The sequence below is a fragment of the Bartonella gabonensis genome (genome assembly GCF_903679515.1).
In the GTDB taxonomy this organism is placed as follows: domain Bacteria; phylum Pseudomonadota; class Alphaproteobacteria; order Rhizobiales; family Rhizobiaceae; genus Bartonella; species Bartonella gabonensis.
The window spans coordinates 1-22,493 of record NZ_CAHOYM010000025.1; the positions used below are offsets into that span (position 1 = coordinate 1).

The following is a 22,493-nucleotide window of genomic DNA, read 5'->3' on the forward strand; positions in this document are numbered from 1 at the left end:
ATTGGCTTGTCTTTCTTTTTCTCTTTCTCTTTTGTCTAAACTTTCTAATCTCTCTTCAATTTCTTGCCTTTCTTTCTGCTTTAACCACTCTTTATACCATTCCTTTTGAAGGCGCGTGATAGGGGCTAAAGCGGCTTTCATGGCTGGTGTTTTATATGTTGACGATTGACCAATAAGAGCCCCCCAGAGATTAGGAACAATTGTCCAATCATCATGTTGTTTTGGAGCAACCCGCACGCCATTTCCAATGACAGCCGCCAAACCACACAGAGCAGAGACAGCAATAAAATCAAGAGGGGCTTGTTGTCGCTCTGAAACGTCATAAATATAGTCCATGAATGGCATTGGGAGCTGTAATGGATTAAAAGGTTCGACGGGTAAAAGAGTCGTATCAATAGGCTGTAATTCCCTCCAACCGTTTTGTTGCAAAGCTTGTTCATAAGGAATGGCTTTTAAACAAGTATTATCGTTATCATTGACGGGGGTATTTTCATTGTTGTTTTGTAAATTACACTCTTTCATAGTTCCCTCTTTTGAGAAAGTAATACGTTATTAAAGTCCATTCCTTTTGGAGCTTGCATGATAAAGACCTCAAAGCCTTTTCTATAAGCACGCGCAGCGAGGGTAAAACCTGCTTTACGACCCGCATCATCACCGTCCATTGCGATTGTCAGACGCCCTTTTATCGGGGGTAAATTTACACGCATCATGCCACTGGTGGAAAGGGACGCCCATACATTCACGGGCTCTGATAACAAACCAGACAGCAGAGACAGCCCCGTTTCAATGCCTTCACAAATAACCAGATGTTTTGGATTGCCTTGACTTAAATGCACAGCACCGCCCATGACAGACCCCAACATGGCTTTTGTTGGTTTCTGATCTGTTTTGCAGCCATTGGCTTTTAAAAAGGTCCTATGAATGGCAAAAGAGCTAGCCCCCTTAACAAGAGCTACCAATGCGGGCAGTGTCATTCCTAAGGGGTGTGGACATTTATCGTGAAAGCGTAAATCAGTAGGCAATTCACATGTGATCCCCCGCATGCGTAAATAGGTTTCTGCTAAAGTGTTTTTAATCGGTTGGCTTTGTTGCCAAATCTTTTGTGCTCTTTCTGCTTTCTGTTTTGCTCTTTTAAGATCAGCACAAAACTGTTTTGAGAAAGAAAGCGTGTGATTATAAGCTTGCTTACCCAGCAAGCCAATTCTTGTGAGCGCTTGTATGATCTCTCTAAAAGAGCAGCCAGCATGACAAGTGAGTAAAAGACGCCCATCATGCCCATTGGCAAGGGATAAACTAGGCAATTGATCATCATGAGCAGGACAACGGGCAAGTCCATAACGCCCATACCAAACCCCACGCAAGGCACGTGTAATGCCCCGAGCATTGATATAAGAAGACATTTTTTAATCCTATAATATTGCATCATAGGACGGATTCTGCTATCCATTAACTTCGTGTGAAAATGAAAAGCCTTGTCCATCCTTATGTGACAAGGTTTTTTTTATGCCGCATCACTTTGACGTTGCTGTTTTGCTTGTTCGATAACATTCAAAAGATCCGATTGTAACCAACGGGATAAAAAACCAAATTTTAAAGGTTTTGGTAAAGAGCCATTGGTAACATGACGGCGGAAAGTTGAGACACTCATATGAAGTAGTTTTGCACTTTCACGGTCTGTTAAAAGAACATCATTTTCTATCATCGTAAAATCCTTTCAAAWRTAAAAAAATGAGAACAAATCATGCCTATTTATTAAGCACATTTTGGTTYATTTTTGAAGGTATTTTATTCATAGAAAACAGTATTTTATTATACATTTTCTCATGTGATAATTTATGAGTTTAATTGAGAAAGAATGAGAGAAGAGAGAGATAAAGTTATCCACAGATAATGGGGTTATGCACCCCATATCTTAAGATTGACCCGTAACATATGCCGCCCATTTATCCATATAAACACGGCGCTGTTCTAAATAATCAGTACGACGATAGGCACGTTCTACTTTACCCCCAACCGTATGACTTAAAATGGTTTCAGCAACTTCATAGGGGGCATCGGTTGTTTCAGCGAGCCAATCGCGTAAACTAGAACGAAATCCATGCGGGCAGGCATCAATTTTATTATCTCTCATATACGTAGCCATACACTTAGCAGCAAGGGGACCCCGACCTCTAGCAGAAAAAAAGAAATCATTACGAGAAAGCAAACGCGCTTGTTTTAAAATTTCTAATGCTTCAGATGATAGAGGCACGCGAAATTCTTTTGTTGTATCACGCTTTCCTTTCATATTGTCAGGAGGAATTGTCCATATATCTCCATCAACTTGATCTTTATGAATATGGCGTATAGGGTTTGTACGAACGCCTGTAAGGATAAGCAGACGCAAAGCCAGTTGTGTTAGGGTTGTTTTTTGACAAAGTATTTTATAAAAAGCCGGCACATCTCTCCAATCCATGGCAGGTATATTTTGTTTTTTACAACGTTGTTTGCCTAAGAGAGCCCGTGCTTTTTCTGTTGCTTGTAAATCAACATCCAAACCTAAGGCMGCCGCATGTTTGAGACAYATATTRAGRCGKATAAGTGCTTTYTCTGCTGTTGTAGCTTTTGTATGCCAAATAGGGGCAAGTGTGTTGCGTATCTCTGTTTGTGTAATCTCAGAAACCGGCAAACAGCCTAATTTTGGTAAAATATGGAGTTTTAAAGGTAAAAACCAATGTCCATTCTTACCATCCCCTTTTAATTCAGCTTTACGGCTTTCAAAAGCATCCAACGCGATATCTTTTAAATAATGGAGATTGCTTATTGCTTCACGCTTTTGTTTATCGCGTTCTTTAATGGGGTCACGACCTTCACGAAGAACAGAGCGCCACCCATTTGCCAATTCACGGGCTTGTTTTAAAGAGACATCTCTCAAAGCACCCAAGCCCATTTCACGACGCCGACCGTGAATGGTATAACCTAAAAATTCCTGTGAAAAGTATAAAATTAATAGCCTATTACTATTGTGATGTTATGAAGAATAAGGCGACACTATCAGACAATCCATTTCTAAAAATGATGATAGTCCTTTGAATTTGAGACAGTTTATTAAGAGGCATTTTTATTCCTTTCTTCAAATGCTTTTATCTATACAGAAATCATCACTTATGATGTGTAAACGAAAAGTTTTGATTACTTTAATGTAAACAGGTTTGGAAAAGAGAGAGTTTTATGATATTAAGGGCTAAACTCAGTATATAAAACAGTAAATTATCTTTATGAATAGAAATATTCTATCATCCTGCATTCAATCTGATATTTTTAGCAGAAAAATAGAAAACATAAAAATGAATTAAGTGACAATTATAAAAAATTTTATTATCACCTAATTTCAATAAAATGATACAAAACGATAGGCTACAAAAGCTGATCATTGGCAATCAAAGTATTTTTCATTGCTGAGATAGAACATCTGGATGGCCATCAATGCTTAATATATCGTCGAAAAAGAAACATGAGGCTTTACTTATCATAAAGCTGTTCTTGTGGTGAGAATTTTTGTCAACATTTCAATAAAGAAGGAAAGCAATGGCAATAAATGAACTAAAACGAGGGATGAGTAAGCGCCAAGTTATTTTTTTAGCTCTTGGCTCAGCTATTGGAACAGGTCTTTTTTATGGATCAGCCCAGGCAATTAAGCTTGCGGGTCCCAGTGTTTTGATTGCCTATTGTATTGCTGGCTTAGCTATTTTTATGGTTATGCGGGCTTTAGGAGAGATGATACTTCATAATCCATTGCCTGGTTCTTTTGCTCGTTATGCAGCAAATTATATATCGCCATTAGCGGGTTTTTTAACGGGATGGACATATGTATTTGAGATGATTCTTGTTGGTTTAGCTGATATTACAGCTTTTGCGACTTATATGGGGTTTTGGTATCCTGATGTTGCTCCTTGGGTATGGGCACTGAGTATTACATTAATCATCACGGGTATTAATTTAGCAGCTGTAGAAGTTTATGGTGAACTAGAGTTTTGGCTGTCTTCTATTAAAGTTATCGCGATTATTGCGATGATTATTTTAGGAATAGCAATTATTTTTTTGGGGTGGGGTGAAAGTGCAGATTCCTCCGCTGTTACTATTCATAATTTATGGAAAAATGGTGGTCTTTTCCCCAATGGTTGGTTTGGTTTTTTAGCTTGTTTTAGTGTTGTTGTTTTTGCTTTTGGTGGCATAGAAATCATTGGTATGGCTGTCATGGAAGTTCAAAACCCTCATCAAACGATTTCAAAGGCAATTAATTCTACTCCAGTTCGTATTTTGCTTTTTTACATTATGACGTTAGCTATTTTAATGTCTCTTTATCCTTGGAATGAGATTGGTCTTATGGATAGTCCTTTTGTATCCATTTTTGAAAATCTTGGGATTTCATATGCTGCAAATATTTTAAATATCGTTGTTGTTACAGCGGCTATTTCAGCAATGAATAGTGGAATGTATGGTGCTTGTCGTATGATTCATGGTTTATCGCAGGAAGGTTATGCTTTAAAGAAGTTTCAATATTTATCAAAAAACGGTATACCAGTTTTTGTTATTTTAATGATCTTCGCTATTTTTCTTTTTGGAGCTGTCCTTAATTATTTTTATCATGAAAAGCTTTTTTTTCTTATTGCAGCAATGGCAACATTTGCGACAGTTTTTGTTTGGATTATGATTCTTCTTTCGCAAATTTTTATGCGAATTAAGATGCCTAAAGAAGAACAGAATGGTTTAAGCTTTCCCATTCCATTTTGGCCAATAGGATCAATTTTTTCTATTTTATTTATGGTTTTTATTTTTATTCTCTTATGGTACTTTGATGAGACGCGACCAGTTTTAATTGTCGGTGTTAGTTGGATTGCTTGGCTTGTTATTTGTTTCTATGCTCTTAAACTTTATAATTTTAAGCAAAAGAAACTGCGATAAATAAAGATTAAACTAAACTAGCTGATGTCTTCAGGAGAGTGGAGATTTAATCGTTATCCTACAAAGATTGGAGCAATCTAGATTGAAAACAATCCGCTTGTTATCATTTTTCTTTGGAATTTTTTGTGAGCCATTGCTTATGCTAACAACTCCGTCATATAAATATCAGGTATTTTTTGATGGTGAGTTATGCTCTCAATAAGCATTTCATGTTAAAATGATTTTATATTAAAATGCCTAACATTACGAATAGTTTTTATGAGATAAAAGCCTATAAGGAAATATCTTTTTCTAAGCTTTTTAAAAATTTAGTTTTTAAATTTTGTTATTTAAGAAATCGCTAACTTTTTAGAAGCGAATCTGGAGTTTTTATGCATTTCCTTGTAAATAAGAGCTGAAGTCTTCTACGTCCTTTAAAGGGTATTGCGTTTATTATTGGGTAAAGAGGAGAATTTTTTTATTTCTATTATCATTTTTTCAAAGAGGATTTGCGTTGGTAGAAATTAGCAGATAACAGAGTTATTGGGGGCATTGTATTATTGTTTTTGCAAAAGCCTCTAAAAATGGTGAATTGGATGACATTTTGCTACGTAAAAAGTCAAAAAAACATTTAATGAATATTACAGCACTAAACTGCCACCTCAAAATTCGAGGGTGGTTTGTTAATGAATTCTGGAAAATAGGGCTCTCTTTGCCAGCCCTTTTTATTCAGTTTTATTTTATTTTTGTACGTTTTCGTAATAATTACAATGTTCGTTTTGAAACTGAGATCTCTAACGAAGAGATTTCTGTAGCTTGCCACTATATAGATCATAGTGGACAATATCGCTATATATCATCTACACATCTCTATGATTCCTTTGTCCCACTTGGGGGGGAGTTTTGGGGGTCATTATGGCAAGCTATCAATTGGCTGATCGTGAAGTAGACATTCTTTATAACGATGAAATTGCTAAAGATTGTCCGCAATTTGATAGCGCCTTTTTGATTAGCACGGGTATTCTTTCCGCTGCTTGCAAATTCATTGATCCTACACACATGGAAGATATTCCAGATATACAGCTTAATTTTGAGGCTAAAGGTTTAGAAATCTTTATCTTGGAGCCCTTGCTTTATTAGGTGATGTTGAGACCTTACAATCTTATCAAAAAAGCTTTGCGGCAGGGGAACATTTAGGTTTTGGCGAAAGCATCCAACAGCTTCATCTTGAGCGCGCAGTAGCATTATCCAAGGAAGTATCAAAGGTGAAGTAAGCGAGCTACGCTTTGATTGCCCATATAACAAAGGATTTTTCCAATCACTCAGAGCTTTCTAGCGAGGGACAACCTCGCTCTTGTAAGAAGAGTTTATTAAGCTTATTTAGAACAAAGAATACGTGATTATTTTGAAAAAAATCGAGGGGATTATGAATCCATGAAATGGATAAAGAAAAAAAGTATAGGGACAGATGAGCCTGTGGAATTTAAAGGTACAAAAGTTTATCAGGAAGATGGCTGTTTGAGCCTGAAACAGTTTCTTCTTGGAAAGAAAAAGGACAGATAGTAACAGGTACAAATGTGGAAAGTATGAAAACAGGAAGAAATCCTATTGGAGTCGATTGTAGACCGATTATGTTACATCCTATGACACAAGAAGGTCCTATCGTTGAAGTTCTCTATTCATTTTATCAAGGCAGGGGTTTGGTTGCTCCTGAGAATCCAAAGACAAATTTTATCAGCAAAGTTATTTGTTGGATTTCAAAAAAAATTCCTAAGTAGGAAAAAAAGATAAAGTAATTATTGGCAAATATTGGAGTAATGTTCCTAAAAGGTATCCTCTAAACTTTAATGATCATCTCCTTTAGTTACATCATATATTGTAAATGTGAGATGATTTTATAGACACAGATGAAAAAAACTCCATCAAGAAAATATCCTTTATGATCTTATCAATGTCATCCCAATTCTATTGGCTATAGTAGAAAAAGATTGATCAGTAGAAACACTCATTATGAGTAAAAACACGCTGTGTTTTATGGAGAAAAATTTATGAAAACTTATACTTTAACTGATGTTGCACAATTAGTTGATATGCATAGTCATGTTATTAATTTTGGTACTCAAGAAAATGCCCCTGATGATGTATGGATTAAAACAGCTGAGAACACTCTGGATTTACAATTTACCACTTCCTATAAGAGTTTTTTAAAAAATTATGGAGGAGGGGAAATAGGAGGTGAGGAAATATTCAGTATTTATGAAATCTGTGCTGGTATTCCTGCTGGTGATATTGTTTACCGCAATTTGCTCGATAGAAGAGACGGCTTTACGAATCCCAAACAGCTTGTGATCAGCACAACTGATTTTGGTGAAACCTTTTACTTTGATTATACTCAGTTTCAGGATGGGGAGTGTCCGCTCTATCTTAAGTTTCCATCTAGCGATCCTCAGTATTACGCAAATAGTTTTTATGAGTTTTTATGCAAAAGAATTAAAGATTATGCAGGGGAGGATTCATGACAATCCTATACCTTAGCTGATGTTATACAACTAGTTGATAAGTATAATGATGATATTGTCAAATTTTGTTTTGGAGAAGAAGAAAGAATAGGTTACCTAAGTTAAAAAAGGAGAATTATAAGGTAAAAATTCTCAATTTCCTTTACGCTTGTCTCATTTACAAAAGAATATTCTCAATTTATTTACAGAGCCAAAATTTAGAGTTTTTTATAAACTTTTATGATGCTGCTATCTCTGTAGAAAGAAATTTAAAATCAGAATTTATAAAAAATTTTAAAGGATTTTTTTAAAATCATTTACAATAAAGCTTCAGTAAACTGAAGCTTTATTGATTGATTTACTTCTTTAATTTACACGTTTATCTATAGAAACATAGTCACGCAGAGCATGGCCTGTATAGAGTTGTCGAGGACGACCAATTTTTTGTGCAGGATCTTCAATCATTTCTTTCCACTGTGCCACCCACCCGACACTGCGTGCTAATGCAAAAAGAACAGTAAACATTTCGGTTGGAAAGCCTAGAGCTTTTAATGTAATACCGGAATAGAAATCAACATTGGGATAAAGTTTTTTCTCAATAAAATATTCATCACTTAAGGCAATTTTTTCAAGTTCTATTGCAATATCAAGAAGCGGATCATCCTGAATATTGAGTTCTTTTAAAACCTCATGACAGGTTTTTTGCATAATTTTTGCACGTGGGTCATAATTTTTATAGACACGGTGACCAAAGCCCATAAGGCGGAAAGGATCATTTTTATCTTTTGCACGTGCAATAAATTCAGGAATTCTTTTAATGGAACCTATTTCCTGTAGCATTTTTAGACATGCTTCATTGGCACCGCCATGTGCTGGTCCCCAAAGACATGCAACACCTGCTGCAATACAGGCAAAAGGATTAGCACCCGAGGAGCCAGCAAGACGTACCGTAGATGTAGAAGCATTTTGTTCATGATCTGCATGAAGGATAAAGATTTGATCCATTGCTCGCGTAAGGACAGGGTTTGTTTTATATTCTTCACAAGGAACAGCAAAACACATACGGAGGAAATTTGCAGCATAACTAAGGTCATTGCGTGGATAAACAAATGTTTGTCCAATACTATATTTATAGGCCATAGCAGCAAGTGTCGGAACTTTTGAGATAAGACGAACAGAAGCGATCATTCTCTGGTGAGGATCTGTAATATCAATAGAGTCATGATAGAACGCAGACATAGCGCCAAGGCAGGCAACCATGACGGCCATGGGATGCGAGTCACGACGAAAGCCGTGGAAGAAGCGTGCAAATTGTTCGTGGACCATGGTATGCTGCATGATACATTGATCAAAATCGTTTTTTTCTTGCTGTGTTGGGAGTTCCCCATAAAGGAGAAGGTAACACGTTTCGAGGAAGTCTCCCTTTTCAGCTAGTTGGTCGATAGGATATCCACGATAAAGCAATATCCCTTTATTGCCATCAATATAAGTAATTTTTGATTCACAAGAAGCTGTTGAAGTAAAACCAGGATCATAAGTAAAAATATTGGTTTTTTTGTAGAGAGAAGCAATTTCGATGACCTCAGGTCCACTCGTGCCTTTACGCAGGGGTAGCTCTACTTTTTTATCATTCACAATAATATGTGCGTTATTCTCAGACATTCGGTATTCCTTTCAGATCCTTCTCTTCTAAAAATTAATACTCTGCTTCATTAGAGTTCGAGATATATAATAACTGAAGCTTTTCTTACTGATTTTTCTTACTTATAGTGAGGGCAGATTGCCTCTAAAAATGAGGACATGCAAACTAAAAATATTTCCTTGTTGATCATTATTACTCAATAAAAACTGTATTTCAATGATATTAAGATAAAAAAACTCTATTAGATTGCGTTAAGGTATCTCCATAGATATTCGTTTGAGGCGTTATACTCAATATACATTATGAATCTATTGTTGTGAGAAGCTGGTCATTGATGCGATGAAGAGATTCATCGCGTCCCAATAAAATAAGAACATCCAAAACACCTGGCGATGTGGTACATCCTGTAAGAGCTGCACGAAGTGGTTGGGCGATAGATCCAAATTTGAGATTCTGTGTTTGGATATAAAAACGAAGAGTTTCATCGAGGGATTTTGCATCCCAAGAGGAGCAAGCTTTTAAGGCAAGATAAAGATCGTTTAAAATAGTTCGTCCACTTTTATCTAAAAGCATTTGTGCTTTTTCGTTAAGCTGTAATGGGCGTTTCGTAAAAATGAAGGAGGCATTGTCAATCAGTTCGCACAGTGTTTTTGAACGTTCTTTTAAATGTGGGATTGCTTTGAAAAATTGAATACGGCGTTGTTCATCAAGTCTTTCAATGATTTGTGCCCCCCCATTAATTTCTGGTAGAATCTCAAGAGCGGCATCAAAAAGTTCTTGATCATTGCTCATGCGCATATAATGTCCATTGATGGAATCGAGCTTTTTGAGATCAAAACGAGCAGCACCTTTGTTAATATCTTCAATATCAAACCAAGAAATCATATCTTGAAGGGACATGAGTTCGTCATCACCATGGCTCCACCCTAAACGGACAAGATAATTGCGCAAAGCAGCAGGAAGGTATCCCATTGTTCGATAAGCATCAACACCGAGCGCACCATGCCGCTTTGATAATTTTGCACCGTTTTCACCATGGATAAGAGGAATATGGGCCATAACAGGTACATCCCATCCCATCGCTTTAAAGATAATCGTTTGTCGGGCTGCATTGGTCAGGTGATCATCACCTCGTATGATATGTGTAACACCCATATCATGATCATCAACGACAACAGCATGCATATAGGTAGGCGAACCATCAGAACGCAAAATAATAAAGTCATCTAGATCTTTATTAGGAAAACGAACATCACCTTGAACACGATCATGTACAATTGTTTCTCCATTTTCAGGGGCTTTGATGCGAATAACAGGCTTAACACCTTGAGGAGCTTCAGAATGATCACGGTTACGCCAACGTCCATCATAACGTGGTGGACGTCCTTCTGCACGGGCTTTTTCACGCATTTCAGCTAACTCTTCAGGTGAGGCATAACAATAATATGCTTTGCCGTTCTTGACCAACTGTTCAGCGATTTGGCGGTGACGTTCTGCACGTTCGAATTGCGAAATAGGAGAACCATCATAACTAAGCCCCATCCAGTATAAGCCATCTATAATGGCTTTTACAGCTGCTTCTGTTGAGCGTTCTCTGTCTGTATCTTCAATGCGTAGAAGCATTTTTCCACCGGTATGTTTTGCATAAAGCCAATTAAAAAGAGCAGTGCGAGCACCACCAATATGCAGGAATCCTGTGGGAGAGGGGGCAAAACGAGTAATAACAGACACGAATATTTTCCTTTAAATTGAGTATTACTTATGGAACTTTATGGAAAGGTTATGTTAGCATAGGTGACGGGGTGTGCAATAGCCGCATTGCGAGTTAAAGTGGGGGGGGGATGTTTAATCAAAGTAAAGTTAAAGAGGATTTATCCGCAAAAACTGTTATAGAAAGAAAAAAGCCTTGTCAAATAGGGCAGGGTGTTTTTTCTAGGTGTGATGATGCAAAGAATGGCAGTTATAACCAACAAAAACTTTTTTTATTAAGGCTCTTAAAAAAAGCAATCATTTTTGTTAGAAAATGGTTAGCGGATTGTATCGATAAAGAAGTTTCTTTTGGTATTCTTTTTTCGCTGATTTTAGCCTTTTTTTCTCTCGGAATCATTTTTTATTTTCATTTAGAACAGGAGCCAAGTTGGAGACAATTGGGGGCATTGGTCAGCATTTTTCTGGGAGTATTCTATATTGCACGTTTTTATCGAAAAATATGGATTCCTACGGGATTTTTATTTTGTATCGTATTGGGAGCTTTGGCGGCAAAAATAGAAACGTGGCGTATTGCAACACCAATGTTAAGCAATGACATTGTCACTACATTGACGGGAAGAATTATTTCTATTGAGTCAGTCACCAAAGGGGGATTTCGTTTAGTTTTGGATGTTTTGAGTACAGAAAAGCCCATATTACGCCATCGTCTTCATCGTATTCGTTTATCGGCAAGATATTTGCCATCTGGATTAGCAATTGGTGATGGACTGTATGGAAAAGTTAAGATTCGTGCATTTTCTGGGGCAGTGCGTCCAGGAGGATACGATTTTAGTTTTCATAATTATTTTAAAGGGATTGGGGCTCAAGGTGTTTATTTAGGAAAACCAAGAAAAATATCCGTTTCGCAGCCTAATGGAATATTCGCTATTGTTCTACAGAAAATTGAAAATTTACGCATAAAGATGACACAAAGAATCCGTCTAGCCCTTGAAGGAGAAAAGGGAAGTGTTGCGGCGGCTCTTATAACAGGACAGCGAGCTGGTATTTCAAATGAGATAAACGAAGCATTACGTACGGCTGGATTAGCCCACATTTTATCAATATCAGGTTTACATATGGCTCTGTTGAGCGGCCTAGTTCTTTTGAGTATCCGTAGTTTTTTAGCATTTTTTCCAGTTTTTTCTTCCTATTATTCCAGTAAAAAATTGGCTGCTATCGTTGCATTTATAATAACAGCTTTTTATTTGCTCTTGTCCGGCTTAGCAATATCAGCACAAAGAAGTTTTGTGATGATTGCTGTTATGTTGGTTGCTATATTGTGTAATCGCTCTGCTGTAACAATGCGTAATTTTTCTATTGCGGGGTTGATAACTCTAGCGATTAGACCCCATGAAATATTAGGCCCTAGCTTTCAAATGTCCTTTTCTGCGACAGCTGCTTTGATTGCTTTTTTTGATTGGTGGAGCAGAAGGTCATTTTTTCGTAAAAGAAAGACAATCCCCTCTTATGTTGGAGGAAAAGTGATAAATTTTGCTTTTTTGTCAATATTTTCAACATGTGCGTCTTCGTTTGTAGCTGGGAGTGCAAGTGGAATTTATGCTGCTTATCATTTTTCTAATACGGCATCTTTGAGCATTATCAGTAATGCTTTTGCTTTGCCTATCATCTCAATTTTGGTTATCCCTTTTGGATTAATCGCAGTTCTTGCAATGTTAGGAGGATTCGAATGGCTTCCTCTTCAAATTATGGGGTTTGGTGTTGATCTTGTGATAAAGATTGCACACGCTATCAAGGCTATTTCTCCTGATTTAAATCCTGGTTTTATGCCGTTGTCTGCATTGGTTTTATTGAGTATAGGCTTAGTTGGACTGACTTTTTGCAGAACACCTATCAGGCTTTTTTTTAGTCTTTTTATCTTGGCTGGTATTTCTATTTGTATAATGCATTCACCGGTACAATTGATTATAGCAGATAATATGCGTCTTGTGGGGGTTATCCATGATAAAAAATTATATATTGATCGTTACCACTATTCTAAGTTCACGACATCCATATGGAAAAAGTCATTTCGTTTGAATGAAACGATTAAACCAACAAAGTATGGTCCTTCGTTTCACGGACAATTTATTTGTGACCGTCATATATGTGAATCCTTATTAGAGAATGGACTAAAAGTTGTCATTTTACGTGGAGAAATAGATCACTGTATAGAGGCGGATATCCTCATTCAGACATTTGTAATGCACAATCCAATATGTCACAAGAAGGCAAAAATAATATTTACTCCTCAGCAATTGTTCTCAAGAGGAAGCGTTATGATGACTAAAGGTGGGGATATTATTTGGTCTTCGTTAGGGTTTTATAGACCATGGAGTATGCACAGACAGCATTCACAAAAAAACATATGATTTTTTGCGTTTTTTAAACTGATCAGTTTATCAATTTCATTGTGAATAAGGAAAATACCTATAAATTTTCTCAAAGAAATAAAAAAGATAATTGTTGATTATTCTATTTTATTCTTATCATATATTTCTATAACGAGTAAAATCTTTCCGAAGAAAAAGTGGCGGATACGTTTAGATAGGTTGAGTCAAGAGGCTGCCTTTATATTATCATTGTTATTGCTGGTAAGAGTGGTGATAGGTGTTGTTTGCGAATAAAAGGTAAAGTCATTTATGGATGTTCAGCAGTTAAAAAAAATGGCAGCTGTTAAAGCGCTTGAATTTATTGAAGATGATATGCGGCTTGGTATCGGATCTGGTTCGACTGTTAATGAGTTTATTCGTCTTCTTGGTGAGCGTGTTGCGGACGGTTTGCGTGTGACTGGTGTTGCTACTTCACGATATTCTGAACAGCTCTGTCATAAGTTTGGAGTGCCAGTTAGCACTTTAGAACAAATCCCTGAATTGGATCTTGATATTGACGGAGCAGATGAAATTGGTCCCCAGATGATGCTCATTAAAGGGGGAGGGGGAGCATTGTTGTATGAAAAAATTATCGCATCGGCATCTCGTACAATGCTTGTCATTGCTGATGAAACAAAGATAGTCAAAAGACTTGGTGCTTTTGCGCTACCGATTGAAGTGAATCCATTTGGTATCCATACAACACGCAGGGCCATTGAGAAAGTCGCTGATGATTTGGGACTTTCTGGAGAAATTGCATTGCGAATGAATGGAAAAAATCCTTTTAAAACAGATGGTGGTCATTTTATTCTTGATGCATTTTGGGAATGCATTTTACAGCCTAAATTATTATCGGATGCGCTTCTTGCCATTCCTGGCGTTGTTGAGCATGGTCTTTTTTTGGGGTTGGCTTCACGTGCAATTGTGGCTATGGCTGATGGTCAAACAAAAATTTTAGAACGATTTGATTTTTAGAAAAGACATTTACATGGTGATATGTTAGCACAATAAGAAAGATTTGGGTAGAATAACGAATTTAAATTATAATTAGCGATTGGGGTAATCATTAAATGAGAGTAATATTTTCTTTTCAGCGTTTTTTCGTATATTTTGGTGCAATTGCCATTTTTTTTGTGAATATTGGAATGGTTCATGCACAAGGTGTGAGTGATCAACATTTAGATTCTGCCCGAAAGGCGATTAGGGCCATTCATGCAACGGATCAATTTGATAGTTTTTTACCAAATGCAGTCCTTGATTTCAAAAATGAACTGATCAGTGATGATCCAAATTTGGCAACAGCTATTTCTGATATCGTTGATAAGCAGGCGCTTGCTTTAATTAAAAGGCGCTCTGATCTAGAAAAAGAGATTGCTCATGTGTATGCAAAATATTTTACCCAAAAAGATCTTGATGCAATCACAGCATTTTATAATTCTGATACCGGTAAAAAGTTTTTGACAGAAGTTCCTAATATTGCACGTGATTCCTATTCTGCATTTGATGTATGGCGTTCTGCTTTTATGCAGGATCTTGTAGAAAATGTGAAAAAAGAAATGTCTGAAACGCTTAATTTGAATAATTCTACAATTCCTGCAAAATCAAAAGCTTCAGAAAATAAAAAATAACTTGATTGATATCATGACAGCAATCGGCAATTTCTAATTTTTAAAGAGCGGCGGTTTTTTCGCCGTTTTTAATATTTCAATGAAGAGTCTGTACTTTTAGACTATTGCTTTATAAGAAAAATACTCCGTTAAAAGAAAAAAGACTTTTATTTGATAATAAATAACTTTAGCCTATCGTTGCAAATATATGAGAAGGAATAGTTTGTGGGCTCTTTTGATTTTGATTTATTTGTTATTGGAAGTGGTTCTGGTGGGGTGCGTGCCGCGCGCCTTGCTGGAGGTCTTGGTAAGCGTGTCTCTATAGCAGAAGAATATCGTATAGGGGGAACTTGTGTTATTCGTGGTTGTGTTCCCAAAAAGCTTTATTTTTATGCTTCACAATATGCCAAAGAATTTAAGAAAAGCGTTGGTTTTGGGTGGAAATATGCAGATCCAGTGTTTAGCTGGAAAAAGTTGGTTGAGGCTAAAAATAAAGAAATATCAAGGTTAGAAGGGCTATATCGTCAGGGGTTAGAAAATAACAATGTGCATATTTATGAAAGTCGTGCTACTTTTATTGATGCGCACACATTAGAACTTTCTGCTACGGGTGAGCGGGTGACTGCGGAAAAAATTTTGATTGCAACGGGGGCAAAAGTTGCACCAAATACGGCCATAGAAGGCGCTAATTTTTGCCTGACTTCTAATGAGATTTTTGATCTTGATGAACTCCCGAAATCAATAGTCATTGTTGGAGGAGGGTATATTGGTGTTGAATTTGCTAATATTTTTCATGAGCTAGGTGTAAAAACAACACTCCTTCATCGAGGTGATTTAATTCTCCGTGATTTTGATCGTGATTTGCGCCAATTGCTCAACGATGCAATGATTGAAAAAGGGATCTCTATTCTCTATGACGTAACCATTTCTAAAGTGCAGGATGCAGAAAATTGTTATAAAGTTTTTTTATCAAATGGGCAAACGATCAACACTGATCAAGTGATGTTCGCTACGGGGCGTATGCCTAATACCGCTGGTTTAGGACTTGAGAGGGCAGGTATAGAAGTTAATGCGTTTGGTGCTGTTATTGTTGATGAGAAAATGACCACAAATATCCCCCATATTTGGGCTGTAGGGGATGTAACGGGTCATATTCAATTAACACCTGTTGCGATACATGATGCAATGTGTTTCGTAAAGACAGCATTTGAGAATATTCCCACAAAACCTAATTATGATTTAATTACAACGGCCGTTTTTTCACAGCCTGAGATTGGAACGGTAGGTCTTTCAGAAGAAGCGGCGATACAGCGTTATAAGCGTCTTGAAATTTATCGTACAGTTTTTCGTCCTATGCGTAATATTCTTTCCGGTAGTTCAGAGAAAATGCTTATCAAGCTCATTGTTGATGGTGAAAGCCGTATTGTTGTGGGTGCCCATATTTTAGGAGAAAACGCTGGTGAGATAGCACAGCTTATAGGGATATCTCTCAAGGGTAAGCTGACGAAGGATATTTTTGATGAGACGATGGCGGTACATCCAACGATGGCAGAAGAATTGGTAACAATGTATAAACCAAGTTATATATATGAAAATGGGAAGAAAGTAGAAAATTAAACAACACCCCATAGTGTGGTAAAAGGTTTTTGATATGCTAAGCTGGAAGCTTAATTTTTTAGAGGGAGTGTAATGATAAAAGAATGGGCGCCTGACTCTTGGAGAAAAAAGCCAATTAAACAAGTTCCGACTTATCCAGATAAGTCTATGTTAGAAGATGTCGAACGAAAGCTGAGAAGATATCCTCCTTTGGTTTTTGCCGGTGAAGCACGTGATTTAAAAAATAAATTAGCAGCTGTTGCAACGGGACGGGCTTTTTTATTGCAAGGTGGTGATTGTGCTGAAAGCTTTGCAGAACATGAAGCTGATAATATCCGTGATTTTTTTCGTGTATTTTTGCAAATGGCGATTGTTTTAACCTTTGGTAGTTCTAAACCTGTTGTTAAAATTGGGCGTATTGCTGGTCAATTCGCAAAGCCCCGCTCTTCTGATATAGAAAGCAAAGAAGGCGTTGAATTTCCTTCTTATCGTGGGGATATTATTAATGGCATTGAATTTTGTGCCGATTCTCGTATTCCGGATCCGCATCGGATGTCTATGGCTTATCGCCAATCTGCAGCAACACTTAATCTGTTACGTGCTTTTTCACAAGGTGGTTATGCGAGTTTAGAAAATGTTCACACGTGGATGTTGAGTTTCGTTTCTAACAGTCCACAGGGGGAACGTTATGAATTATTGGCAGAGCGTATTTCTGAAGCAATTGATTTTATGCGTTCTATAGGGATTACATCCAAAACGCATTCTTCATTGCGAGAAACATCTTTTTATACCAGTCATGAAGCGCTTTTGCTTGCTTATGAAGAGGCTTTGACTCGGATTGATTCAACTTCAGGAAATTGGTATGCAACATCCGGCCATATGTTATGGATTGGTGATCGCACACGTCAGATTGACCATGCTCACGTTGAATATTGTCGCGGCATTAAAAATCCTATAGGCTTAAAGTGTGGTCCTTCCATTGAGCCTGATGAGCTTTTAAAATTAATTGATATTTTAAATCCTGAAAATGAACTGGGGCGGCTTACTCTTATTACGCGCTTTGGTTATGATAAGGTTGAAAGTTATCTACCTAAACTCATTCGTGCCGTTGAACGCGAGAAGCGTGAGGTTATATGGTCATGTGATCCAATGCATGGCAATACAATTACTGCCAATGGTTATAAGACACGTCCCTTTGATTATGTTTTAAAAGAAGTAGAGAATTTTTTTGCAGTGCATCGTGGAGAGGGAACTTATCCAGGAGGCATTCATATTGAGATGACAGGTCGCGATGTAACTGAATGTACGGGTGGGGCGCATGCTATTTCTGTAAATGATTTATCTAATCGTTATCATACGCAATGTGATCCACGATTAAATGCAGATCAAGCATTAGAATTAGCTTTTCTTGTTGCTGAACTCCTTAAAAAAAATCGTGCAACTAGCCCGTTAGTACTTGCTGCTGGTGGGTAGGCAAAAATTTTTCTGATATTTTTTATCTTAGATCATTATGGCAGAAAAGAATTTTTAAAAAGTAATATTTCCGATGATGAAGAGTAAAGTTGTGTTTACAAACAGATGAAGTGATACAAAGACTTATGAAAAATAACTTTCGGGTAGCCGTTGCCCAATTAAATCCTATTGTCGGTGATATTCAGGGTAATTTTTCTCTAGCCGTCATGGCGCATCAAAAGGCTAAAGAAGAGGGGGCTGACCTTGTTTTATTCACGGAGCTTTTTATAAGTGCTTATCCACCGGAAGATCTTGTTCTAAAACCTATTTTTACAAAAACATGTGAAGAGTCTGTTAAAAAATTAGCAAAAATAACCGTAGGCGGACCAGGAATTATCATTGGTCTTCCATTAAGACGTAATGGAAATATTTACAACGATGTCATGGTTATTGATGAAGGGCGAGTTATTGCCGAAAGCTTAAAGTTTGATTTACCTAATTATGCTGAGTTTGATGAAAAGCGTCTATTTTCTCCAGGGCCACGTCCTGAGCCAATTAATTATCATGGAATAAAATTGGGAATAGTGATTTGTGAAGATATTTGGAATGATTCCTCTTTGTGTGTAGAACTTGGCAATAAAGGGGCTGAGATGATTCTGGTCCTTAATGGATCTCCCTATTATCGTAATAAAACACAAAAGCGGATAGAAGTTGTTCGTGCACATGCACTTCAATCTGGAGTGCCGATTATCTATGCTAATCAAGTTGGTGGTCAAGATGAGCTCGTTTTTGATGGGGGATCTTTTGCCTTGAATGGACAAGGTAAAGAGGTATTTCAAATGAAACATTTTGAAAGTCATATTTCTGTGAGCCATTGGCAACAAAAGACGTCAGGATGGCACTGTGTTTCAGGCCCTAATGAAAATCTTCTCAATGGATTAGCGGCCGATTATCAAGCTTGTGTTTTAGGTTTGAAAGATTACGTTAATAAAAACGGCTTTAAGGATGTTATTCTTGGTCTTTCAGGAGGAATTGATTCTTCCCTGTGTACAGCAATGGCGGTGGATGCTCTTGGTTCTGAGAGGGTTCGCACCATTATGATGCCTTATCATTATACTTCGCAAGAATCATTGAACGATGCTAAAGAATGTGCTGATCTTTTGGGCTGTCACTATGAAATTATACCGATTGAACAAGCTGTTGAGGCTTTTTTGAATATAGTATCGCCTCTTTTTTTAGGATTACCCTCTGATGTGACAGAAGAAAATCTTCAAAGTCGTATACGCGGTACACTTTTAATGGCTCTTTCAAATAAATTTGGCTCAATGGTGGTAACGACAGGCAATAAGTCAGAAATGGCTGTGGGATATGCAACATTGTATGGTGATATGAATGGTGGATTTAATCCACTTAAAGATATTTATAAAATGCAAGTCTATGCATTAGCTGAGTGGCGCAATAAAAATTATTTGCATCATTTAAAGGGACCAGAAGGAATTGTCATTCCACCCAATATTATAGAAAAAGCGCCTTCTGCAGAGCTGCGAGAAAATCAAAAAGATGAAGATTCTCTACCCCCTTATCCTATTTTAGATGATATTTTGCAATCTCTTGTAGAAAATGACATGAGTATTTGTGATATTGTTCAACGTGGGCATGTACGGGAAACTGTTGAGAAAATTGAACAGCTTCTTTATAGTGCTGAATATAAGAGGCGACAATCTGCACCCGGTGTAAAAATCAGTTACAAGAATTTCGGGCGCGATCGTCGTTATCCTATTGTCAATCATTTTCGCGATAAAAATTGAGTATTCTTTTATGGTTAAAGTTCGTTTTGCTCCCTCTCCAACAGGTTATATTCATATTGGCAATATCCGTAGTGCACTTTTCAATTGGCTTTATGCACGGGCGCATAAGGGAGAGTTTATTTTGCGCTATGATGATACAGATATTGAGCGTTCTAAACAGGAATATATCGATGCTATTGCTGTTGACCTTGAATGGCTTGGTATTCAACCAGATGCAATTTATTACCAATCTAAGCGATTTCATCGATATGATGAAATGGCAGAAATTCTCAAACAACGTGGTCTGCTTTATCCCTGTTATGAGACAGCGGAAGAATTAGAGCGGCGTCGCAAAATCCAGCTTTCACGAAAAATGCCTCCCATTTATGATCGTGCAGCATTAAAGTTAACAGCAGAAGAGAAAAAAAACTTTGAATCACACGGTCGTAAACCCCATTGGCGTTTTCTTCTTCCTAATTTTGAAAATACTCCTTTGCAAACAAAGCGAACAGAAGTTTTCTGGAATGATGCTATAAAAGGAAAGCAGACGATTGATTTGGCATCTCTTTCAGATCCTGTTCTTATTCGTGAAGATGGAACCTATCTTTATACATTACCGTCTGTTGTGGATGATGTTGATATGGCCATTACACATATTATTCGTGGCGATGATCATGTTACAAATACAGGTGCTCAGATTGCTCTTTTTAAAGCTCTGGGTGCAGAATTACCGGTTTTTGGTCATTTCAATTTATTAGCGACAGTTTTAGGAAAAGGATTTTCAAAACGTAATAATGATCTTTCTATTCGTTCTTTACGGGAAGAAGGTTTTGAATCCATAGCTGTTCAGTGTCTTGCTGTTTTAATTGGGACATCACAAAATGTGCATCCTTATCATGATCAAGCAGCGCTTTTAGAACATTTTAATTTACAAGATACATCAAAATCGGTTGCAAGATTTGATATTGCTGATCTTTGTACTTTGAATAGTCATCTTGTTCATGAACTAAATTATGAGGACGTTAGAATGCGTCTTCAAAATCTTTCTATTGAAGGAGAAAAGGCGGAATATTTCTGGAATGCGATAAGAAGCAATATTGATAAAGTCAATGATGCTGTCTTGTGGTGGAAAATCATTCATGATGAAAAGAGTTTTGATACCGTGCCACTAGAGGACCGTTCATTCGTGCAGCAGTCACTCAATTTCTTACCTGAAGGTGTATTGAAGGACGAAAGTTGGAAAGTTTGGACAACAGCATTAAAAGAAAAAACGGAACGGAAAGGAAAGTCTTTATTTATGCCGTTACGTCAAGCACTTACGGGTATGGAGCATGGACCTGAAATGGGAAAGCTTTTGCAGCTTTTAGGGCGCGAAAAGGTTATAGAAAGACTCTCTAAAAAATAAGAGCAACTTTTTAAAAGCATTTCTTATTTATTTTACGCTTACAGAGAGTGAAGTAAGGGTCTATCTACGCGTTTTTATGAGCATAAATGCAGGAATATCATCACCAAATCCAAGGGGCGCGTAACTCTTATTTTTTCGTGAGTGTTGTTGATCGGATGGATTTTCTTTACTCTTCACGTTTTTGATATAATCTATTTTATCCTCTTTTACAGTTTTTTTAGGATGAGCAATAGGTTCTTTGGGAGCAAGTTTCTTTGATGATTGTGAAGATTTTTTCTTTACAACAATATCTTCTGTTTGATCATCGGTTATTAAAGTCGAGAGATCTCCATTGAGCCATTCAATTTTTTCATTGCTTATTTTTTCGATGGCGTTGATATATTTTTGATCAGCTTTTGTGACGATTGTAAAAGCTTTTCCACGACGATTTGCTCGCCCTGTACGACCAATTCGATGGATGTAGTCTTCTGCATGTGTAGGAACATCATAATTAAACACATGACTTACCGCTGGGATATCGAGTCCACGGGCCGCAACATCAGAAGCAACCAGAAGCGTAAGTTTATTATTTTTAAAATCGGCTAGGGTATTCATGCGTGAATATTGGTCCATATCTCCATGAAGTGCTCCTACATTAAAGTTATGTTTAATGAGCGATTTAAAAAGTTCAGAGATATCTCTCTTTCGATTACAGAAAATAATAGCATTTTGAAGTTTAGAACCTTCATTTTGGATAAGCTCTCGTAAAACCGCTCTTTTATCCCATGATTTATTTCCAGATTTGACAAGCCTTTGTGTAATTGTGGTCGCTGTTGAGGAAGCTTTTGTAACTTCAACAGATACAGGAGAATGTAAAAATTGTTTCGTTAGTTTTGTAATTTCTGGCGCCATTGTTGCAGAGAAAAACAAAGTTTGACGCGTGAAAGGGGTTAGTTTACAGATACGTTCAATATCAGGAATAAAGCCCATATCCAACATGCGATCTGCTTCATCAATAACAAGGATTTCAACGCCCATTAGGAGTAATTTACCACGCTTGAAATGATCAAGAAGACGCCCTGGTGTTGCGATAAGAACATCTGCTCCTCGTTCAAGTTTACGATCTTGTTGTTCAAAAGAAACTCCACCAATCAAAAGAGCAACATTTAAACGATGATTTATTCCGTATTTGTCGAAATTTTCTTCAACTTGAGCTGCGATCTCGCGTGTTGGTTCTAAGATGAGCGTACGGGGCATTCGTGCTCTTGCACGACCTTTTTCAAGGAGAGTGAGCATAGGCAATACGAAAGAGGCGGTCTTACCCGTTCCTGTTTGAGCAATTCCTAGAACGTCTTTTCTTTGAAGGACATGAGGGATTGTTTCACTTTGAATAGGTGTTGGAACTGTATATCCCGCCGATTTTACTGCATTAACAACTTTTGCGGAAAGACCTAAATCATCAAAACTATTCAAAGATGGTATCATT

16 protein-coding genes and 2 pseudogenes are annotated in these 22,493 nt (G+C 37.2%); 11 read left to right on the forward strand and 7 right to left on the reverse strand.

Annotation, left to right across the window (positions count from 1 at the left end; translation table 11 throughout):
• From HWX04_RS05690 to HWX04_RS05705, 4 genes and pseudogenes are all read right to left on the reverse strand, one after another.
• The coding region (locus HWX04_RS05690) for a DUF3987 domain-containing protein (protein ID WP_175869223.1) at positions 1-522 on the reverse strand (522 nt) is incomplete at its 3' end.
• Positions 519-1,400 carry a DUF7146 domain-containing protein gene (locus HWX04_RS05695; protein ID WP_175869224.1) on the reverse strand — a complete coding sequence of 294 codons (882 nt, stop codon included), beginning with the start codon at positions 1,398-1,400 and terminating at the stop codon, positions 519-521. The genes HWX04_RS05695 and HWX04_RS05690, both read right to left, overlap by 4 nt.
• A 101-nt stretch (positions 1,401-1,501) precedes the next feature.
• Positions 1,502-1,702, reverse strand: coding sequence for a helix-turn-helix transcriptional regulator (locus HWX04_RS05700; RefSeq protein ID WP_005773386.1), 201 nt, complete (start codon positions 1,700-1,702; stop codon positions 1,502-1,504).
• 210 nt (positions 1,703-1,912) lie between these two features.
• Positions 1,913-2,956, reverse strand: a pseudogene (locus HWX04_RS05705) (tyrosine-type recombinase/integrase); the annotation flags it as partial.
• 611 nt (positions 2,957-3,567) lie between these two features.
• Between HWX04_RS05705 and HWX04_RS05710 the strand changes: the two are divergent.
• From HWX04_RS05710 to HWX04_RS05725, 4 genes and pseudogenes are all read left to right on the forward strand, one after another.
• The gene (locus HWX04_RS05710; RefSeq protein ID WP_175869225.1) at positions 3,568-4,944 is read left to right on the forward strand and encodes an amino acid permease; all 1,377 of its coding nucleotides are present in this window, start codon (positions 3,568-3,570) and stop codon (positions 4,942-4,944) included.
• 894 nt (positions 4,945-5,838) lie between these two features.
• Positions 5,839-6,323: pseudogene (locus tag HWX04_RS05715) on the forward strand (DUF6990 domain-containing protein); the annotation flags it as partial.
• Between the two features lie 186 nt (positions 6,324-6,509).
• Positions 6,510-6,701, forward strand: coding sequence for a hypothetical protein (locus tag HWX04_RS08635; protein ID WP_500676365.1), 192 nt, complete (start codon positions 6,510-6,512; stop codon positions 6,699-6,701).
• Between the two features lie 270 nt (positions 6,702-6,971).
• The gene (locus HWX04_RS05725; RefSeq protein ID WP_175869226.1) at positions 6,972-7,442 is read left to right on the forward strand and encodes an SMI1/KNR4 family protein; all 471 of its coding nucleotides are present in this window, start codon (positions 6,972-6,974) and stop codon (positions 7,440-7,442) included.
• 345 nt (positions 7,443-7,787) lie between these two features.
• Here the strand turns inward: HWX04_RS05725 and gltA are convergent, their stop codons facing one another.
• Together gltA and gltX (HWX04_RS05735) are read right to left on the reverse strand one after the other, a co-directional pair.
• Positions 7,788-9,083 (reverse strand): citrate synthase, encoded by a 1,296-nt coding sequence (gene gltA, locus HWX04_RS05730; RefSeq protein ID WP_175869227.1) that lies wholly within the window; start codon positions 9,081-9,083, stop codon positions 7,788-7,790.
• Positions 9,084-9,363: 280 nt separating this feature from the next.
• Complete coding sequence (gene gltX / locus HWX04_RS05735) at positions 9,364-10,794, reverse strand: glutamate--tRNA ligase (protein WP_175869228.1); 1,431 nt, start codon at positions 10,792-10,794, stop codon at positions 9,364-9,366.
• 110 nt (positions 10,795-10,904) lie between these two features.
• Between gltX (HWX04_RS05735) and HWX04_RS05740 the strand changes: the two genes are divergently transcribed.
• From HWX04_RS05740 to gltX (HWX04_RS05770), 7 genes are all read left to right on the forward strand, one after another.
• Positions 10,905-13,181, forward strand: coding sequence for a ComEC/Rec2 family competence protein (locus tag HWX04_RS05740; RefSeq protein ID WP_175869229.1), 2,277 nt, complete (start codon positions 10,905-10,907; stop codon positions 13,179-13,181).
• A 270-nt stretch (positions 13,182-13,451) separates the two neighbouring features.
• Entirely contained in the window at positions 13,452-14,156 is a 705-nt protein-coding gene (rpiA, locus tag HWX04_RS05745; protein ID WP_175869230.1) for a ribose-5-phosphate isomerase RpiA, read from the forward strand.
• Between the two features lie 95 nt (positions 14,157-14,251).
• Positions 14,252-14,809 (forward strand): DUF2059 domain-containing protein, encoded by a 558-nt coding sequence (locus HWX04_RS05750; protein ID WP_175869231.1) that lies wholly within the window; start codon positions 14,252-14,254, stop codon positions 14,807-14,809.
• A gap of 204 nt (positions 14,810-15,013) precedes the next feature.
• Complete coding sequence (gene gor / locus HWX04_RS05755; protein WP_175869232.1) at positions 15,014-16,405, forward strand: glutathione-disulfide reductase; 1,392 nt, start codon at positions 15,014-15,016, stop codon at positions 16,403-16,405.
• Positions 16,406-16,477: 72 nt separating this feature from the next.
• The gene (locus tag HWX04_RS05760) at positions 16,478-17,857 is read left to right on the forward strand and encodes a class II 3-deoxy-7-phosphoheptulonate synthase (RefSeq protein ID WP_175869233.1); all 1,380 of its coding nucleotides are present in this window, start codon (positions 16,478-16,480) and stop codon (positions 17,855-17,857) included.
• A 125-nt stretch (positions 17,858-17,982) separates the two neighbouring features.
• A complete protein-coding gene (locus HWX04_RS05765) occupies positions 17,983-19,644 on the forward strand; it encodes an NAD+ synthase (RefSeq protein ID WP_175869234.1) in 1,662 nt (553 codons plus the stop codon).
• 10 nt (positions 19,645-19,654) lie between these two features.
• On the forward strand, positions 19,655-21,028 hold the full coding sequence (gltX, locus tag HWX04_RS05770; RefSeq protein ID WP_175869235.1) for a glutamate--tRNA ligase: 1,374 nt from the start codon (positions 19,655-19,657) through the stop codon (positions 21,026-21,028).
• Positions 21,029-21,088: 60 nt separating this feature from the next.
• Here the strand turns inward: gltX (HWX04_RS05770) and HWX04_RS05775 are convergent, their stop codons facing one another.
• Entirely contained in the window at positions 21,089-22,492 is a 1,404-nt protein-coding gene (locus HWX04_RS05775; RefSeq protein WP_175869236.1) for a DEAD/DEAH box helicase, read from the reverse strand.
• Position 22,493 lies beyond the last annotated feature (1 nt).

Coding starts and splice junctions, on each gene's coding strand:
- HWX04_RS05710 (WP_175869225.1), top strand. CDS start 3,568: ATGGCAATAAATGAACTAAAACGAGGGATGAGTAAGCGCCAAGTTATT.
- HWX04_RS05775 (WP_175869236.1), bottom strand. CDS start 22,492: ATGATACCATCTTTGAATAGTTTTGATGATTTAGGTCTTTCCGCAAAA.
- HWX04_RS05700 (WP_005773386.1), bottom strand. CDS start 1,702: ATGATAGAAAATGATGTTCTTTTAACAGACCGTGAAAGTGCAAAACTA.
- HWX04_RS05695 (WP_175869224.1), bottom strand. CDS start 1,400: ATGTCTTCTTATATCAATGCTCGGGGCATTACACGTGCCTTGCGTGGG.
- HWX04_RS05725 (WP_175869226.1), top strand. CDS start 6,972: ATGAAAACTTATACTTTAACTGATGTTGCACAATTAGTTGATATGCAT.
- HWX04_RS05740 (WP_175869229.1), top strand. CDS start 10,905: ATGTTTAATCAAAGTAAAGTTAAAGAGGATTTATCCGCAAAAACTGTT.
- gltX (WP_175869235.1), top strand. CDS start 19,655: ATGGTTAAAGTTCGTTTTGCTCCCTCTCCAACAGGTTATATTCATATT.
- HWX04_RS05760 (WP_175869233.1), top strand. CDS start 16,478: ATGATAAAAGAATGGGCGCCTGACTCTTGGAGAAAAAAGCCAATTAAA.
- HWX04_RS08635 (WP_500676365.1), top strand. CDS start 6,510: ATGAAAACAGGAAGAAATCCTATTGGAGTCGATTGTAGACCGATTATG.
- gltA (WP_175869227.1), bottom strand. CDS start 9,083: ATGTCTGAGAATAACGCACATATTATTGTGAATGATAAAAAAGTAGAG.
- HWX04_RS05765 (WP_175869234.1), top strand. CDS start 17,983: ATGAAAAATAACTTTCGGGTAGCCGTTGCCCAATTAAATCCTATTGTC.
- HWX04_RS05750 (WP_175869231.1), top strand. CDS start 14,252: ATGAGAGTAATATTTTCTTTTCAGCGTTTTTTCGTATATTTTGGTGCA.
- rpiA (WP_175869230.1), top strand. CDS start 13,452: ATGGATGTTCAGCAGTTAAAAAAAATGGCAGCTGTTAAAGCGCTTGAA.